At 71.7% G+C, this 16,067-nt stretch carries 16 protein-coding genes and 2 pseudogenes; 10 read left to right on the forward strand and 8 right to left on the reverse strand.

What is annotated here, in order from left to right:
• Positions 1-232 precede the first annotated feature (232 nt).
• A complete protein-coding gene (locus AC2CHE_RS15315; RefSeq protein ID WP_093410327.1) occupies positions 233-466 on the forward strand; it encodes a DUF7455 domain-containing protein in 234 nt (77 codons plus the stop codon).
• 175 nt (positions 467-641) lie between these two features.
• On the opposite strand, the gene AC2CHE_RS15320 is transcribed toward AC2CHE_RS15315, so the two are convergent.
• From AC2CHE_RS15320 to AC2CHE_RS15330, 3 genes are all read right to left on the reverse strand, one after another.
• Complete coding sequence (locus AC2CHE_RS15320) at positions 642-2,372, reverse strand: DEAD/DEAH box helicase (protein WP_484505559.1); 1,731 nt, start codon at positions 2,370-2,372, stop codon at positions 642-644.
• A gap of 193 nt (positions 2,373-2,565) precedes the next feature.
• Positions 2,566-3,219, reverse strand: a complete 654-nt coding sequence (locus AC2CHE_RS15325; RefSeq protein ID WP_484505560.1) for a trimeric intracellular cation channel family protein — start codon at positions 3,217-3,219, stop codon at positions 2,566-2,568.
• A 40-nt stretch (positions 3,220-3,259) separates the two neighbouring features.
• Entirely contained in the window at positions 3,260-3,478 is a 219-nt protein-coding gene (locus AC2CHE_RS15330) for a DUF3039 domain-containing protein (protein ID WP_164445579.1), read from the reverse strand.
• An 88-nt stretch (positions 3,479-3,566) separates the two neighbouring features.
• Between AC2CHE_RS15330 and AC2CHE_RS15335 the strand changes: the two genes are divergently transcribed.
• Together AC2CHE_RS15335 and AC2CHE_RS15340 are read left to right on the forward strand one after the other, a co-directional pair.
• Positions 3,567-4,502: a pseudouridine-5'-phosphate glycosidase gene (locus AC2CHE_RS15335; RefSeq protein WP_484505561.1), complete on the forward strand. Its 936-nt coding sequence runs from the start codon at positions 3,567-3,569 to the stop codon at positions 4,500-4,502.
• A complete protein-coding gene (locus tag AC2CHE_RS15340; RefSeq protein ID WP_484505562.1) occupies positions 4,499-5,425 on the forward strand; it encodes a carbohydrate kinase family protein in 927 nt (308 codons plus the stop codon). The genes AC2CHE_RS15335 and AC2CHE_RS15340 overlap by 4 nt, the downstream gene beginning before the upstream one ends.
• Positions 5,426-5,440: 15 nt before the next feature.
• Here the strand turns inward: AC2CHE_RS15340 and AC2CHE_RS15345 are convergent, their stop codons facing one another.
• The 3 genes from AC2CHE_RS15345 to AC2CHE_RS15355 form a co-directional block, all read right to left on the reverse strand.
• A complete protein-coding gene (locus tag AC2CHE_RS15345; protein WP_484505563.1) occupies positions 5,441-5,803 on the reverse strand; it encodes a DUF3099 domain-containing protein in 363 nt (120 codons plus the stop codon).
• A 235-nt stretch (positions 5,804-6,038) separates the two neighbouring features.
• Positions 6,039-6,620: an HhH-GPD-type base excision DNA repair protein gene (locus AC2CHE_RS15350; protein WP_484505564.1), complete on the reverse strand. Its 582-nt coding sequence runs from the start codon at positions 6,618-6,620 to the stop codon at positions 6,039-6,041.
• Between the two features lie 140 nt (positions 6,621-6,760).
• Entirely contained in the window at positions 6,761-7,981 is a 1,221-nt protein-coding gene (locus AC2CHE_RS15355) for a S8 family peptidase (RefSeq protein WP_484505565.1), read from the reverse strand.
• Positions 7,982-8,157: 176 nt separating this feature from the next.
• Between AC2CHE_RS15355 and AC2CHE_RS15360 the strand changes: the two genes are divergently transcribed.
• The 4 genes from AC2CHE_RS15360 (at position 8,158) to AC2CHE_RS15375 (ending at position 10,988) form a co-directional block, all read left to right on the forward strand.
• A complete protein-coding gene (locus AC2CHE_RS15360; RefSeq protein WP_484505566.1) occupies positions 8,158-9,642 on the forward strand; it encodes a DUF7782 domain-containing protein in 1,485 nt (494 codons plus the stop codon).
• Between the two features lie 52 nt (positions 9,643-9,694).
• Positions 9,695-10,117 carry a D-aminoacyl-tRNA deacylase gene (gene dtd, locus AC2CHE_RS15365; RefSeq protein WP_484505567.1) on the forward strand — a complete coding sequence of 141 codons (423 nt, stop codon included), beginning with the start codon at positions 9,695-9,697 and terminating at the stop codon, positions 10,115-10,117.
• A 77-nt stretch (positions 10,118-10,194) separates the two neighbouring features.
• Complete coding sequence (locus AC2CHE_RS15370) at positions 10,195-10,653, forward strand: SRPBCC family protein (protein ID WP_484505568.1); 459 nt, start codon at positions 10,195-10,197, stop codon at positions 10,651-10,653.
• Complete coding sequence (locus tag AC2CHE_RS15375; protein WP_484505569.1) at positions 10,650-10,988, forward strand: ArsR/SmtB family transcription factor; 339 nt, start codon at positions 10,650-10,652, stop codon at positions 10,986-10,988. Before AC2CHE_RS15370 ends, AC2CHE_RS15375 begins: the two co-directional genes overlap by 4 nt.
• A 427-nt stretch (positions 10,989-11,415) precedes the next feature.
• Here AC2CHE_RS15375 and AC2CHE_RS15380 read toward each other — a convergent pair whose 3' ends face one another.
• A complete protein-coding gene (locus tag AC2CHE_RS15380) occupies positions 11,416-12,204 on the reverse strand; it encodes a sporulation protein (RefSeq protein WP_484505570.1) in 789 nt (262 codons plus the stop codon).
• Positions 12,205-12,503: 299 nt separating this feature from the next.
• Here AC2CHE_RS15380 and sigB point away from each other — a divergent pair, with 299 nt between their 5' ends.
• The 3 genes and pseudogenes from sigB to AC2CHE_RS15395 form a co-directional block, all read left to right on the forward strand.
• Positions 12,504-13,514 carry an RNA polymerase sigma factor SigB gene (sigB, locus tag AC2CHE_RS15385; RefSeq protein WP_484505571.1) on the forward strand — a complete coding sequence of 337 codons (1,011 nt, stop codon included), beginning with the start codon at positions 12,504-12,506 and terminating at the stop codon, positions 13,512-13,514.
• Between the two features lie 82 nt (positions 13,515-13,596).
• A pseudogene (locus AC2CHE_RS15390) lies at positions 13,597-13,908 on the forward strand (SRPBCC domain-containing protein); the annotation flags it as partial.
• Between the two features lie 69 nt (positions 13,909-13,977).
• A pseudogene (locus AC2CHE_RS15395) lies at positions 13,978-14,262 on the forward strand (VOC family protein); the annotation flags it as partial.
• 12 nt (positions 14,263-14,274) lie between these two features.
• Here AC2CHE_RS15395 and AC2CHE_RS15400 read toward each other — a convergent pair.
• Positions 14,275-16,067, reverse strand: a 1,793-nt coding sequence (locus tag AC2CHE_RS15400; protein WP_484505572.1) for an acetate--CoA ligase family protein, incomplete at its 5' end; no start/stop codon positions are given.

A 16,067-nucleotide genomic window follows, 5' to 3' on the forward strand; every position in this document is an offset into this window, starting at 1 on the left:
CAACTGATAGTGCCGTTTTGACCACTTGGCGTACAAGTCGGATGGTGATCAGGTGGTTGCACGGATGTGATCGTTGACGTGGCACCCTGGGTGCACGGCACACTGTCCGTGCCAGGTGTGACCTCGGTCCCCCGCGGGCACACAGGGAAGGCAGAGCCCGACAAGGGTGTTGCACGATAGGTGACCAAGACCGAAGAGATTGTTCATCGGTGACGACCAGAGGAGGAAGGCGATGACCCCGACCCTCACGCCGCCGCCCGAGACGGTGAGCCCCCCGGCCGCCGATGAACGGTGCGACCGCTGCAATGCCGCCGGCAAGCTCCGGATCACCCTGGCGGGTGGCAGTGAACTGGTGTTCTGTGGGCACCACGCCAACAAGTACGCCGAGGATCTCGTCAAGATCACCGTACGGTACGCGACGGACCCGGAGTTCACCTGGCGCGGCGCTGACCTGATGGCCAACTGAGGGCCAGCAACCCGACACGAGCCGGCCGGAGACATCCCCAGGATGTCTCCGGCCGGCCTTTCCATCCCCGGACCAACCACCCATCCATCCGAGTTGATCAATAAGGTTGCGTCAAGGAAACGCGTCGCGGCGACCGAAACTTCTTGATCAACGTGGGGTGGGTGGGGTGGGTGGGTCAGAGGGTTTGGACGGTGGCTATGCGTTCTTCCAGCTGCTCGATGGTGGCCTGGGCGCTGGGGGGGCCGCCGCAGATCCGGCGCAGCTCGGCGTGGATCTTTCCGTGGGGCTGGCCGGTGCGGTGGTGCTGGGCGGCGACCAGGGCGTTGAGCTGGCGACGCAGGGCCACCCGGCGCTGGGCGGCGCTCATCGGCGCCGGTGGAGCGGACGCGGGCGCTACGGATCGCGTCGTCCGCTCGGTCGCCCGGCGTCGCTGGGCGGCGAGCTGATCGGCCTGCCGCTTGGCGAGCAACGACGCCACCTGTTCCGAGGTGAGCAGCCCGGGCAGGCCCAGATACTCCTCCTCCTCGGGGGTGCCGGCCTGTGCCGCCGTACCGAACGAGGCACCGTCGAAGATCACCTGATCAAGCTCGGCGGTGGCGGACAACGCGGCGAAACGCTTCTCCAGTTCACCGCTGGCCTGTTCGTCGCGCTGGGCCCGGTCCAGCAGCTCGTCGTCGAAGCCCTCGCGGTCCTTGGGCTTGCCGAGCACGTGGTCCCGCTCGGCCTCCATCTCGCTGGCCAGCCCGAGCAGATGCGGCACGCTGGGCAGGAAGACCGACGCGGTCTCCCCCGGGCGGCGGGCCCGGACGAACCGCCCGATCGCCTGCGCGAAGTACAGCGGGGTGCTGGCACTTGTCGCGTAGACGCCGACGGCCAGCCGGGGGATGTCGACGCCTTCGGACACCATCCGCACCGCCACCAGCCACCGTCGCTCAGACGCCGCGAACGTCGCGATCCGGGCCGAAGCGCCCACATCGTCGGAGAGCACGACGGCCGCCCGTTCCCCCGTGACCTGCTCGATGAGCTTGGCGTACGAACGGGCCGTCTGCTGGTCACTGGCGATGACGAGGCCGGCCGCGTCGGGCATGCCCGCCGCCCGCAGCACGGTCAGCCGGGCATCGGCCGCCCGCAGCACCTGAGGCATCCAGTCGCCGGCCGGGTCCAGGGCGGTACGCCACGCCTGCGCGATGAGATCCTGCGTCATCGGCTCGCCCAGGCGGGCCGCCAGCTCCTCCCCGGCGTTGGTCCGCCACCGGGTCTCCCCCGAGTACGCCAGGAACAGCACCGGCCGCACCACGCCGTCGCGCAGCGCATCGCTGTAGCCGTAGGCCGAGTCGGCCCGGGAGCGCAGTAGGCCGTCGCCGCCCCGCTCGTAGCTGACGAACGGGATCGGGTTGTCGTCGGACCGGAAGGGCGTACCGGTCAGCATCAGCCGGCGCACCGCGGGCTCGAAGGCCGCCTTCACCCCGTCACCCCAGGTTCGCGAGTCACCGGCGTGGTGGATCTCGTCGAGGATGACCAGGGTCCGGCGGGTCATGGTGCGCCGCCGGTGCACCTGGGGTGCCATCCCGACCTGCGCGTAGGTCACCACGACGCCGTGGAAGTCCGCCGAGGAGTGCAGGTCGGCGTTGCGGAACGCGGCGTCCAGTTGGATGCCCACCCGGGCCGCCGCCTCCGCCCACTGCGCCTTCAGGTGCTCGGTCGGCGCGACCACGGTGACCGCCTCGACGCTGCCGTCGGCGAGCAGTTCAGCGGCGATCCGCAGGGCGAAGGTGGTCTTTCCGGCCCCCGGGGTGGCGACCGCGGTGAAGTCGTCGGCCCGGCGGCGCAGGTACTCCACCAGAGCCTTGCGCTGCCAGGAGCGCAGGGGCGGGAACGTCTCGAGCGGCGGCGTCCGGACTGCCACGCGTTCGCTCCTCTCCGGCCACGGGATGTCCCGGCCGCAGGCCGGCGGACCCGGGCCGAGGGGCACGGCGGTCGCCCCACGAAAATGCCTCCGCGCAGCCGAGCCGCGAAGGCCGACTCAGCATAACCAGCAGCCGCCGGGCTGCCCACGCGACGCCACTGCCGTCACCAAGGTGCCACCCGCCACTGCGTGTTCACTGCGGCGGCGGCCCCGGCAGGCCGGTTCGCGGTGGTCGGACCGTCGCCACCGGCGCCGACCAGCGGCGACGCAGGGCCACCAGGCGTACGCCGAAGACCAGCACGACGGCGGCGATGAGCGTGATCGGCCCGGTGTGACCGAGGCCGTACAGGAGCACCACCACGATCGACCCGACGAGCGACGCGACGGCGTAGATCTCCCGCCGCAGTACCACCGGGATCTCGCCGGTGAGCAGATCGCGGACGAGTCCGCCACCGATCGCGGTGATCATGCCGATCAGGCAGGCGCCGACCGCCGGGACGTGAGCGTCGAGGGCCTTGAGGGTGCCGGCGACGGTGAACAGACCGAGCCCGGCCGCGTCCAGCACCAGGACGGTGGTGCGCAGCCGGGCGAACTGCGGATGAAGCCAGAAGATCGCCGCGGCGGTCACGGCGGCGGTGCCCGCGTAGCGCCAGTCGGCGAAGGCGAGCGGTGGTACCTCGTCGATGACCAGGTCTCGGACTATCCCGCCGCCGAGGGCGGCGACGAAGCCGACGAAGACCACGCCGAAGAGGTCGAGCCGTTTGGCCACCGCCGCGGAGGCCCCCGAGGCGGCGAAGACCGCGACCCCGGCCAGGTCAGCCAGGAGCAGGGCGGTGGAGGTGGTCACCGCCGCAGGTTACGCGGGCCGCCGCGCGGGCCGTCGGATGTCACTCGCGGTACGAGTCGTAGATCTCCTTGCACTTCGGGCAGACCGGCGAACCCGGTTTCGGCGTCTTCGTCACCGGGAAGGTCTCCCCGCACAGCGCCACGACGAAGGTGCCCATGACGGCACTTTCGGCAATCTTTTCCTTCCGGACGTAGTGGAACATCTCCGGACCGGTGTCGGCGTCCTTCAGCTCGGGACGCTCGAGAATCTGTGTAGTCACGTCTGCACCTCCAACCGACAAGTTTGGCAGGTCACCCTCACCCGGTCCACCTGAGGTGACCCGGCTGGCGGGCGTACCGTGAGCGACTGTGACCGACTTTCACCTCCGCTACGGCACCGGAGTGGCCCGAGCGCTGCGCGAGCAGGGGCCCGTGGTCGCTCTGGAGAGCACCATCGTCTCGCACGGCCTACCCCGGCCGGACAATCTTCGGGTGGCCCGGGAGATCGAACAGGCCGTCCGGGACGCCGGCGCGGTGCCGGCCACGATCGGCATGGTCGCCGGCGAACTCGTGGTCGGGCTCGACGACGCCGAGTTGACCCGGCTGGCCACCGCCGACGGGGTGACCAAGCTCTCCGTACGCGATCTCGCGGTGGCCGCCGCCGTCGGTGCGGACGGCGCGACCACCGTGGCCGCGACCAGTGCCGTAGCGGCCGCGGCGGGCATCGGCGTGTTCGCCACCGGCGGGCTGGGCGGGGTGCACCGCGAGGCGGCGCAGACCTTCGACGAGTCGGCCGACCTGGTCACCCTGGCGCGTACGCCGATCGCGGTGGTCTGCGCCGGAGTGAAGTCGATCCTCGACGTGGGCGCGACCCTGGAACGGCTGGAGACCCTCGGGGTGGCCGTGGTCGGTTACCGGACCCGCCGGTTTCCGGGCTTCTTCATCACCGACGGCGGTTTCGACCTGGACTGGTCGGTCGACTCCCCGGAACTGGTCGCCGACGTGCTGGCCGCCCGCGAGCAGCACCGCGCACACCACGGTGGGCTGATCGTCGCCAATCCGCTGCCCACCGACGAGCAGCTCGACCCGGACCTGCACGACCGTACGCTCACCGAGGGTCTGGCCCTGCTGGAACGCGACGGAGTGACCGGCAAGGCCGTCACGCCGTACCTGCTGGCCCATTTCCACTCCGCGACGCAGGGCGCCAGCCTGGCGGTCAACGTCCGGATCATCCTGCGCAACGCCGACCTGGCCGCCCGGATCGCAGTCGCCGCCGCCCAGCGCCGGGCCGACGCATCGGCGTGACCGGGAACGGCAGCGGGGCGGGCCGAGCCGGGACCGACCGCGTCCTGGTCGTCGGTGACGTGGTCACGGACGTGGTGGCGGTGCTCGCCGGCCCGTTGGCGCCCGGATCCGACACCCCGGCGGCGATCAGGTCCACCGGAGGTGGGCAGGCGGCCAACACCGCGTCCTGGCTGGCCGCCGAGGGAGTAGCGGTGACCCTGGTGGGCGCGGTCGGTGACGATGGCCCCGGCCGTGACCGGGTGACGGAGTTGATCAGCGCCGGGGTCGACTGCGCGGTGCAGCGGATCGTCGGAGCCGCCACCGGCACGGTGATCGTGCTGACGGCCGGCGGCGAGCGCACGATGGTCACCGAGCGCGGGGCGAACCTACGGCTGCGTCCCGACCACGTGGATGCGGCGCTGGACGGTGCGCCGGACGCGACGCACCTGCACCTGTCCGGGTACACCCTGCTGGACGCGGACTCCCGACCGGCCGGCCTGCGGGCGCTGGCCGGCGCTCGCCAGCGCGGCCTCACCACAAGTGTCGACGCGGCCTCCGCGGCACCGCTGCGGGCGGTCGGGTCGGCGGCCTTTCTGGGCTGGGTACGTGAGGTCGACCTGCTGCTGGTGAACGTCGACGAGGCCACCGTGCTGGCCGGTGGACTGGAACCGGCGGCACAGGGCAGGGCTCTTGTCGCCGCGGCCCGCCGGGTGGTGGTCAAGCGCGGCGCGGCCGGCGCGGTCTGGGTCGACCGGGACGACACGGTCGTCACCTCGTCGGCGCATCGGGTGGCGGTGCGGGACGTGACCGGGGCGGGTGACGCCTTCGCGGCGGGCCTGCTGGGCGCCTGGCTGGCCGGGTCGACGCCCGACGCCGCCCTGGCCCGGGCCGCCGATCTCGGTGCCGCGGCGGTGGCGCAGGTCGGTGCCCGGCCGGCCCGTTGAGCCGCTCCGGGCGGGTCAGGGCTCGGCGTCGATGATCTTGCGTGGCCGCTCCTCGGCGGCGAGGCTCATCGGGGGCGGTGCCGCCTCGGTGGCCGAACGCGACGAGAAGCGGTTGGCGAGGCGGTGACGCTCCTTGGGCGGGCGGTCGTTGGCCAGCAGCACCGCGAGCCACGGGATGAGCACCATGCCCAGCGCGACCAGGGGCAGCCAGAGCCAGAGCAGTGGCGCCCCCACGCCGACCAGGATCGCGCCGACGATCACGCAGGCGACGCGGACACCCATCATCACGACGTAACGCCGCTGCCGGCTGGTCAGTTGATCATCCTGGCTGCGGGAGGCGTCGGTGATGAGGATCGGCTGGTGAGCCTGACGATTCACCCGTGGTACCTCCTCCGGAGGGGTCGTTCTCCATCCTGTCACTCTGACCAGGCGAACGACGACCTTCGTCGCCCGCGAATTTCGTGCGCCGGGGCATCCTCCAGGCGGCCAGCCGCCACGGCACGGTACGTCGCGGATGTCGCCCCAGCACGGCGGCGATGATCAGCGGGCGGCCGATCACCGTCACCAGGCGCTGCGCCATCGGTCGCCCCCTGCCATCGTCGGAGCGGCCCGGTCAGTCCCCCTGCGCGCCCGCCTTCGCCGCCGCCTTCATCTGCTGTTTGTGCTCCCGAACGAGGCGCAGCGACTCGGCATCGGTCACATCGGCGACGGACCGGTGTGCCTCCGGATCGCCGTAGTGGCCGGCCGCCTCCCGCCAACCCGGCGGTTGCACCCCGAACCGCTTACCGAGCAGCGCGAGGAAGATCTGGGCCTTCTGCCGGCCGAATCCGGGCAGGGCGGTGAGCCGCCCAAGCAGTTCGCGGCCGTCGGCCAGGTCGGCCCAGAGCCGGGCGGCGTCGCCGTCGTAGCGCTCGACCAGCACCCGGCACACCTCCTGCACGCGGGCCGCCATCGCCTTGGGAAAGCGGTGCAGCGCGGGTGGCTGGGCGAAGATGGCCACCAGGGCCTCGGGATCGAAGCCGGCCAGTTCCCGGGCGTCCAGGTCGTGTCCGAGCCGCTGGGCCAGCACGTACGGCGAGGAGAATGCCTTCTCCATCGCGACCTGCTGGTCGAGAACCATGCCGACGAGCAGGGCCAGCGGATCGCGGGCCAGCAGCTGGTTCGCCTCCGGGTCGATGGGCAGTATGAGCGTCATGCCCTCATCCTGCCCGTATGCGAAGCCGCGACGTGCGCTGACACCCACCTCGACCCGAACCGGGTCCGGCGCACCGAGGACGTGACTCGGCCCGGCGGGTCGGTTCGCACCGTCCGCCGGGCCGGTTGATCACTTAAGGATCAGTTCACCACGAAGAGGAGACGGTTCGGAGAGCCGCTGCCCGGGTTGGACACCACGCCGGTGGTGGCGTTGTTGACCAGGTAGCTCTTGACCTGAGCCGGCGAGTAGGACGGGTTGGCGCCGAGCACGAGCGCGGCGGCGCCGGCCACGTGCGGCGAGGCCATCGAGGTACCGCTGATGGTGTTGGTCGCGGTGTTGCTGGTGTGCCAGGCCGACGGGATGCTCGACCCCGGCGCGAAGATGTGCACGCACGAGCCGTAGTTGGAGAAGGAGGATCGGGCGTCGCTGCTGGTGGTCGAGCCGACGGTGATCGCCGTCGAGGTCCGGGCCGGCGAGTAGTTGCAGGCGTTGGCGTTGGAGTTGCCCGCCGCGACGGCGTAGCTGACGCCGGAGGTGACCGAGTTGCGCACCGCGTTGTCGATGGAGGTACTGGCGCCGCCGCCCAGGCTCATGTTCGCCACGGCCGGCTTCACCGCGTTGGCGGTCACCCAGTTCACCCCGTTGACGACGCTGGTGACGGTGCCGCCGCCGGAGCAGTTGAGCACCTTCACCGCGATCAGGCGCACGCCCTTGGCCACGCCGTACGTCGACCCGCCGACGGTGCCGGCGACGTGGGTGCCGTGGCCGTTGCAGTCGGTGTTGTTTCTGTCCACGGTGTTGGTGCCCCAGGTGGCCCGGCCGCCGAACTGGCCGTGGGTGGTCCGGATGCCGGTGTCGATGATGTACGCCCGCACGTTCGAGGCGGTGTTCGGGTAGGTGAAGGTGCCGCTTAGTGGAAGGTTCCGCTGGTCGATGCGGTCCAGGCCCCAGGTCGGGTTGGTCTGGGTCGCCTGGATGGTCACCACGTGGTCCTGCTCCACGTAGGCCACCGCCGGGTTGGCGGCGAGCCGGGCCGCCTGGGCGGCGGTCATCTTGGCCGCGAAGCCGGTGAGCGCGGCGCTGTAGGTGTCGGAGACGCTGCCCCCGTACCGCTTGACCAGGGCGCTGGCCCGGTCCGGAACGGCGGACCGAGCCGTCGACGAACCGGCGGCGCCGACGGCGTCGGCGCGCAGGACGACCAGGTAGCTGCCGCTGACCGCGTTCGACGCGCCGGCGCCACGGATCTCGCCGGTGGGTGCGGCGACCGCCGTGGTGGTGCCGGCCGCCGAGACGGCCGCCGCGGTGGCGACGACGGCGAGCGCCCGGATGAGCTGCCGTCGCGCGGTGGACCCTGAGGACATCGTGCCTCCCTTACCTGGGCGGCCGACCGAGCTTCTGGCCGGGCGGTCCGCACCCTGGACTGAGTTGGAGGAATGCTAGCGTTAGATCGACGGATATAACAGGCACGTTTGTCGATTGATTGGCAGTGTCACGGGCGGTAGTCTCCAGACCGGACGTCACCAGGCAGGATGGTGGTGTGGACGGACACGACATGCTGCTCTCCCCCGCCGGCATCGAAGCGCTGCGGACCGCGTTGACCCGGGCCGCCTTCACCGCCAACGGCATCGCCGCACGGCTCGGCTCGCAGGCGACCGGCGGCGTCGCCCGCAACGACTTCCGGGCCGCGCTGCGCGCCACCGCCGACCGGGATCCCCTCGCCACTCTGATCCGGGTGTTCATCTGCGAGCAGACCGAGCCGGAAGCCGCGGTCGCCGCCGCGCTGGCGCCACTGCCGCTCACCGAAGCGCTCGACGCGGGACTTGTCGAACGGCACGGCGACGGGCTACGGATGGGCATCGACCTGGAGCCGTACGGCGACGACTGGTGGGTCCTGGCGGACGTGCCGGCCAGCGCCCGTCCCGGCCGTCCGCTGCACGCCGAACACGTGCTCGGCATCGGCGGGGCCACGCAGACGATGATCGGCGCGGCCGTACGGCGACCGGTGGACAGCGCGCTGGATCTGGGTACCGGCTCGGGCGTGCAGGCGTTGCACCTGGGCACCCACGCCCGGCGGGTCACCGCCACGGACGTGTCCCGCCGGGCGCTGCGCTTCGCCGCCACCACCGCCGCCCTGAACGGCCAGGACTGGGAGTTGCTGCACGGCGACCTGGTGGCCCCGGTCGCCGGCCGGCGGTTCGACCTCGTGGTGAGCAACCCGCCGTTCGTGGTCGGGCCGGGCACCACCACCCACGTCTACCGCGACTCCGGTCGGGTCGGCGACGCGATCGGCGCCGAGCTGGCCGCCGCCGCCCCGGGCCTGCTCACCGAAGGCGGCACCATGCAGTACCTCGCCAACTGGGTGCACGTGGCCGGCGAGGACTGGGGCGAACGGGTCGCCGGCTGGTTCGCCGGCACCGGCCTGGACGCCTGGGTCGTCCAGCGCGAGGTCGCCGACCCGATGGCGTACGTCAACCTGTGGCTGACCGATGTCGGGGAGGCCACCGACCCGCAACGAATGGCGGACTGGCTCGACTGGTTCGACGCGCACAAGGTGGAAGCGATCGGCTTCGGCATCGTCTCGCTGCGCCGCGGCGACCGTGACGACCCGGTGCTGCGGGTGGAGGATCTGCGCCAGCGGGTGCAACCACCGATGGGTGATCGGATCGCCGACTGGTTCGACCGGCAGGACTGGCTGCGCGTACGCGACACCGAGGGCCTGCTGGCCGCCCGCTACCGCGCCGCCGACGGGCTTCAGCTGCGCCAGGAGGCGACGATGGGCTCCGAGGGCTGGGCGGTGGACCGACAGGTCCTCGCCCTGCCGAACGGGCTGCGGTGGACCGAGGAGATCGACCCGCTGGTGCTGGCCCTGGTCGGCGGGGCCGACGGGCGGTTGCCGCTGCGGGACCAGCTCGCACTGCTCGCCGTCGCCCACGACGTGGCCGTCGACGAACTGGCCGAGGCGGCCGGGCCGATCGTGGCGCACCTGGTGGAGCGGGGCTTCATCGCGCCGGTGCAGCCGTGAGGCGGCCGGCGCCGGCACGGCCGGCCAGCGCTTCCGCGCCGGTGGTCGCCTGATGCGGGCGGTGGTGCAGACGGTCGGCCGGGCCAGCGTTACCGTCGACGGCGAGGTGGTCGGCGCGGTCGACGACGGGCTGCTGGTGCTGCTCGGGGTGACCCACACCGACACCCCGGAGACTGCCCGGACGATGGCCCGCAAGGTGCACGAGCTGCGCATCCTGGATGACGAGCGGTCGGCGGCGGAGGTGGCCGCGCCGATTCTGGTGGTCAGCCAGTTCACTCTCTACGGCGACGCCCGCAAGGGCCGCCGGCCGAGCTGGACCGCAGCCGCCCCGGCCGAGGTGGCGGAACCGCTCGTCGAGGAGACGGTGCGGGCGCTGCGCCAGCGCGGCGCGACGGTCGAGACCGGCCGCTTCCGCGCGCACATGCTGGTGGAGAGCGTCAACGTCGGTCCACGCACCATCCTTCTGGAGCTGTAACGCAACCAGTGGTTGCACATGTCGACGGCGAGCCCTAGAGTCAGACGCAACCACAGGTTGCATGTCTGGAGGAACGCATGGAGTACGGCAGCATCGAGCGGGAGATCCACATCGACGCCACACCGGAGGTGGTCTACGAGGTCGTCACGGCACCCGACCATCTCCGGCAGTGGTGGCCGGACGACGCCGATCTCGATCCGGTCCCCGGCGCCACCGGGACCATCTCTTTCGGTGAGCCGCCCAACACCGAGGTCATGCCGCTGACCGTGGTGGCGGCCGACCCGCCCCGGCGCTTCTCGTTCCGGTGGGTGTACGACGATCTCGCCGTCGCGACGCCGACCAACTCGCTCCTGGTGACCTTCGACCTGGTCCCGTCGGGCAGGGGTACGCTGCTGCGCCTCACCGAGACCGGGTTCCGGGAGCGGGGCTGGGAGGCCGCCGTGCTCGAAGAGCACTACCGCGACCACGTCACCGGCTGGGACCACTTCCTGCCCCGCCTCGTCGACTACGTGGCCCGGCTGGTGTCGGCTCGATGAGTGTCGGTGTCGACGACGACCTCTGGTCCGCCGTCGGGGACCCGACCCGGCGGCGGATGCTCGACCTGCTACTGGCCGACGGCGGCGGTACGGCGACCACGCTGAGCGAGCAGCTGCCGGTCACCCGGCAGGCGGTCGCCAAACACCTCGGCGTACTCGGCCGGGTCGGACTCGTCCACGGCACGCCGGCCGGCCGGGAGCGCCGCTACGAGGTTGACGAGGCACAACTCGCCCGCGCGGTCGCGCAACTGTCGGCGGTCGGCGCGACCTGGGACGCACGGCTGCGACGGATCAAGCGGATCGCCGAGGCGATCCAGCGCGACCAGCGGAGCTGAACCACACCTGACGAATCGCCGCCATGTCCGTGGCGGCGTGACTCACCCTGCCCATGTTCGGGCCTCCTACCGAGACAAAGAGGTATCAAGATGCTGGACATCCTGCACCGGGTCGGCGTCACGTCGGCTCCCGAGGACGTGTACGCGGCCCTGACCACCGTCGACGGGCTCGCGAACTGGTGGACGAAGGACACGGACGGCGACGGTGAGGTCGGCGGTGTGCTCCGGTTCCGGTTCATCCCGGGCGGCTTCGACATGAAGGTCCTGGAGAGCGGGGGCCGGTGGAGTTCATGTACCACTGCAGCACCAAGTGGGCGATCTACCTGATGAGTCTCAAGCAGTTGGTCGAGACCGGTAAGGGCGAGCCCGCGCCGCACGACGTGCAGATCAGCAACTGGCACTGAGGTACGGCGCGGGATCGCGGAGTTCAGCCGAAGAGGCCGCGGCGTTGCAGCGACTGACGCAGCCAGCCGTCGAGCTGGGCGGCCAGGTCGATGTTGGCCGCCGAGGCGTGCTCGACGGCGAAGCGACCGAAGACGTCGCGGCCCTCGGTGAACAGCCCACCCCGCTTGTCCAACTCCAACACCACCTGCACCTGCCGGGGGTCGGTGACGAAGGTGACCTCCAGCTGCTTCATCGCGCCCGCGTACTGCGGGGGCGGGAAGAACTCGATCTCCTGGTAGAACGGCAACGTCTGGTGGACGCCATAGATGTGCCCGCGCTCCACGTCGGCTCGCGCGAACCGGAAACCGAGCCGCAGCAGCGCCTCCAGCAGGCGCTCCTGGGCCGGCAACGGGTGCACCGCCACCGTGTCCAGGTCACCCTTGTCGACGGCGCGGGCCACCTCCAGTTCGGTACGCAGACCCATGGTCATCCCGTGCAGGTGCTGCCCGTACAGCTCGGTGAGCGGGGTCTCCCACGGCACCTCGAACCGGAACGGGACGTCGTGGCGCTGCCCCGCCTCCAGCCGGAACGGGCCGGTGACCTGCTGCCGCTGGAACTCCTGGTTGGTGGTGTACTCGTTGTCGCCGCTCTCCACCTCCACCCGGGTGAGCAGCCCCAGGGCCACGTACGACACGTCGACGCCGTGGTCACCGCCGGTGACCGCGATGTTGCCCTCCAGGTGGCCGCCCGGCCGGCAGTTCGGATTCGACAGCACCGTCTCCACCGACGGACCACCGACTCCCATCGCCTGCATGAGCCGTTTGAACACCACGATTGCCTCCGTCGCTCGATCGCCCGCCACCCGGGCGGGTACGTCGACCCGACGGCCGACCGCTGGCACGGTAACCGGCGCCGACAAGCCGAGCCGGCCGAACCGCCGGGCCACCGCGTTGCCGAGTGCCGACTCGGCGGCCAACGGTCAGCCCGGGCGAATTGTCCTGACGGTCGCGCACAGACTGTCGGTTCCCCGATCGCCTCACTCCCGTTTTACGCCCCGACGGCCAAGCTGTTTGTCACCGGCGCAACTGGCCGGCGGACACGGCACGGACGTGGACACGGGGAGAGACTGAGATGGCCCAGCAGATGACGGAGCACCGTACGCACGCCGGCACCGATGCGGAGCACGGCGTGGACACCCTGACCGACCTGGACGCCACCGACGAGCGCGGCGTCTCCACCGACCTGGTCCGGGCATACCTCAACGGAATCGGTCGGACGAAGCTACTCACCGCCGTGCAGGAGGTGGACCTGGCCAAGCGGATCGAGGCCGGCCTGTTCGCGGAGGAGAAGCTCAGCACCTGCGTACCGGTCTCCGAGGAACTGCGCGCCGATCTGGAACTTGTCGCGCGACAGGGCCGGGCCGCCAAGAACCACCTGCTGGAGGCTAACCTGCGGCTGGTGGTGAGCATCGCCAAGCGGTACACCGGTCGGGGCATGGCCTTCCTCGACCTCATCCAGGAAGGCAACCTCGGCCTCATCCGCGCCGTCGAGAAGTTCGACTACACCAAGGGCTACAAGTTCTCCACCTACGCCACCTGGTGGATCCGACAGGCCATCACCCGCGCCATGGCCGACCAGGCCCGCACCATCCGCATCCCGGTCCACATGGTCGAGCAGGTGAACCGGATGGTCCGTGCCCGGCGTGAACTGGCGGTGTCGCTGGGTCGGGAGCCCACGGTCGCCGAGGTGGCCCGCGCGCTCGACGTGCCGGAGTTCCAGGTGATCGAACTGATCTCCTACGACCGGGAGCCGGTGAGTCTGGACCAGGCTGTCGGCGAGGACGGTGAGAGCGCCCTCGGTGACTTCGTCGCCGCGGTCGATCCGGCCGCCGGGCCCGGCGACGCCACCACCCACGGCGAACTGCGCAGCGAGGTGAGCATCGTGCTGGCCACGCTCTCGCAGCGCGAACAGGCCGTGATCCGGTTGCGGTTCGGCCTCGACGACGGCCGGCAACGCACCCTGGACGAGGTGGGCCGGGAGTTCGGCCTGTCCCGGGAGCGGATCCGGCAGATCGAGAAGGTGACCCTGCTGAAGCTGCGCGCCCCGGAGCGGGCGCAGCGGTTGGAGGCGTACGCCTGCTGAGCTGAGCGTCCGGCCATCGGCCCCGGCGGTTCGCCGGGGCCGATGCGTGCGTGTCGCTTGACGCGCGGCCACCAAGCCGGTAGTGCTGAGCCGGGTCTTCGACGCACCGGTACGGCTCGTGTTCTCCGCCTTCACCCGCCCTGAACTGCTCGTCCGTTGGTACGGCGCACGCGGCTGGCAGCTGGTCGGCTGCGAGGTCGACCTGCGGGTGGGCGGGCGCTGGCAGTTCGAGTCGCAGGGCCCGGACGGCCAACGGATGGTTCAGCGCGGGGTCTACCGGACGGTCCCCGTGCCGCACCAACTCGTCTGCACCGAACGCTTCGACGACCAGTCGTACCCGGGCGACACCCTGGTCAGCCACACGTTCACCGAGCTGGCCGGGCGGACCACCGTCACCACCACCCTGCGCTACGCCACCCCCGAGGGACGCGACATCGGCCTGGTGATCGGCGACGACGTACGCATCGTGCAGTTGACCCCACCCGGGTCGGGCTGCTCGATCGTGATCGGCAAGGGCGCCGTGCCGCAGATGCCACCGGGATCGCTGAAGGGCCTGCAACTCGTCGTACCGGACCTCGCCAAGGCCCGCACCGAACTACTCGAACGCGGCGTCGAGGTGAGTGAGATCCAGGTGCTCGGCGAGAATCCGCGTCCGGTGCCGGAGCCGCTGGACAATGTCGGCTTCGTCTTCTTCACCGACCCCGACGGCAACGCCTGGGCGGTGCAGCAGATCTCCGGCCGAGCCTGACCGGCCGCCCACTCACAATCGACGGGGGCCGGTGTCGGGGCGCGGCACGGCGGCGGAGCCGATCCGGACGTTCGCGTGCAGCACCGACAGACCGTCGGGCCGGGCCAGCACCGGGTTCAACGTCAGCGCCCGGACCCGGGGCTGGTCATCGGCGAGGCGACCGACCCGCAACAGCAGATCGGCCAGGGCGGCGCGGTCGACCGGCGCGGCCCCCCGATGGCCACGAAGCAAGGGTGCCGCCCGGGGCGCGTCGACCAACTCGGCCGCGTCCCGGTCGGTCAACGGCACCGCCCGCCACGCCCGATCGCCGAGCAGCTCCGTGGCGACCCCACCCAGCCCGAATCCGACCACCGGCCCGAACGCCGGATCCTCGACCAACTCCACGACGCAGGCCACGCCGGGCGGCACCATCGGCTGCACCAGGACGTCCGGACCGAAGGCCACCGCCAGCTCCGCACCGGCGCGGCGCACGGCGGCGACGTCCGGCAGGTCGAGCCGGACCGCACCGAGGTCGAGGCGGTGCCGCAACCCCGGGGCCGCGGCCTTGAGCGCCACCGGGAACCCGAGCCGGGTGGCCACCTCGACGGCCTCGTCGACCGACGAGACCGGCACCGACTCGACCACGTCGATGCCGTACGCGGTCAGCAGCGCCTCCGCATCGCTGTCGTCCGCCCGCAGCGCCGCCTGTGCCGCCGCCGGGTCGACGCCGGACAGCTCCGGCAGGGTCCCGGTGGGCCGACGAAGCCAGTGCGCGTACGCGGTGACCCGGGCCAGCGCCCGGACCGCCTCCTCCACGCTCGGGTAGGAGGGCATCCCGGCCGGGGCACGGCCGACCAGGAAGGTGGCCACCGCCGGCTTGCCACCGGAGAGCGCCGCCGGCAGGGCGGCGGTGAAATCGGCCTCAGTGCCGGTGAACTGGCCGGGCAGCGGCGGGGCGAAGAGCGCCACGAGCGCGTCGACCGCATCGTCGGCGGCAGCTGCGGCCAGCGCCTCGGCGAACTCGGCCGCGCTGGCCCTCGGACCGACATCCCGCGGGTATCCGTCGGCGACGGTGAGCCCCTGGGTTGCGCAGGCGGTGGCCGCGAGACCGGTCAGCGCCGAGGAGTTACCGACCACGCCGACCCGGTCACCGGCCGGCAGCGGCTGGTTGGCCAGCAGCACCCCGACGTCGAGCAGCTCACCGACGGTGTCCACCCGGATCACCCCGGACTGGGCGAACAACGCGCTGACCGCCGTGGCGTCCGGGCCGGCGACGTCACCGACACCCGACGGGCGGGCCGGTGACGCCAACGCCACCACCGGCTTGTCCCGGCCGATCCGCCGGGCCAGCCGGGCGAACTTGCGCGGGTTACCGAAGGTCTCCAGGTACAACATGATCACGTCGGTGCCGGGGTCGTCCTGCCAGTACTGCAACAGATCGTTGCCGGAGACATCGGCCCGGTTGCCGGCCGAGACGAAGCTGGACAGACCGAGCCCCCGCCGGTCCGCCTCCGCCAGCAACGCCACGCCGAACGCACCGGACTGGCTGAAGAAGCCGACCCGACCCGGCACCGGCAGGCGCGGGGCGAGGGTGGCGTTGAGGCGTACCGCCGGGTCGGTGTTGGCCACCCCCAGGCAGTTCGGGCCGATCACCCGCATGCCCGCGGCGTGGGCCGCGCGGACCAGGGCACGCTGCGCGGCAGCGCCCTCGACACCGGCCTCGGCGAAGCCGGCGGAGATCACGACCAGTCCGTGCACCCCGGCCGCCGCGGCGTCGGCGACCACCGACGCGGCGGCCTCCGGGGGCACCGCCACCACCGCCAGGT

The organism is Micromonospora sp. ATLC16 (assembly GCF_057196645.1).

Bases quoted from the DNA above. Each gene is read 5' to 3' on its own strand.
- AC2CHE_RS15315 (WP_093410327.1), top strand. From the start codon at position 233: ATGACCCCGACCCTCACGCCGCCGCCCGAGACGGTGAGCCCCCCGGCC.
- AC2CHE_RS15350 (WP_484505564.1), bottom strand. From the start codon at position 6,620: ATGACGCTCATACTGCCCATCGACCCGGAGGCGAACCAGCTGCTGGCC.
- AC2CHE_RS15355 (WP_484505565.1), bottom strand. From the start codon at position 7,981: ATGTCCTCAGGGTCCACCGCGCGACGGCAGCTCATCCGGGCGCTCGCC.
- dtd (WP_484505567.1), top strand. From the start codon at position 9,695: ATGCGGGCGGTGGTGCAGACGGTCGGCCGGGCCAGCGTTACCGTCGAC.
- AC2CHE_RS15370 (WP_484505568.1), top strand. From the start codon at position 10,195: ATGGAGTACGGCAGCATCGAGCGGGAGATCCACATCGACGCCACACCG.
- AC2CHE_RS15375 (WP_484505569.1), top strand. From the start codon at position 10,650: ATGAGTGTCGGTGTCGACGACGACCTCTGGTCCGCCGTCGGGGACCCG.
- sigB (WP_484505571.1), top strand. From the start codon at position 12,504: ATGGCCCAGCAGATGACGGAGCACCGTACGCACGCCGGCACCGATGCG.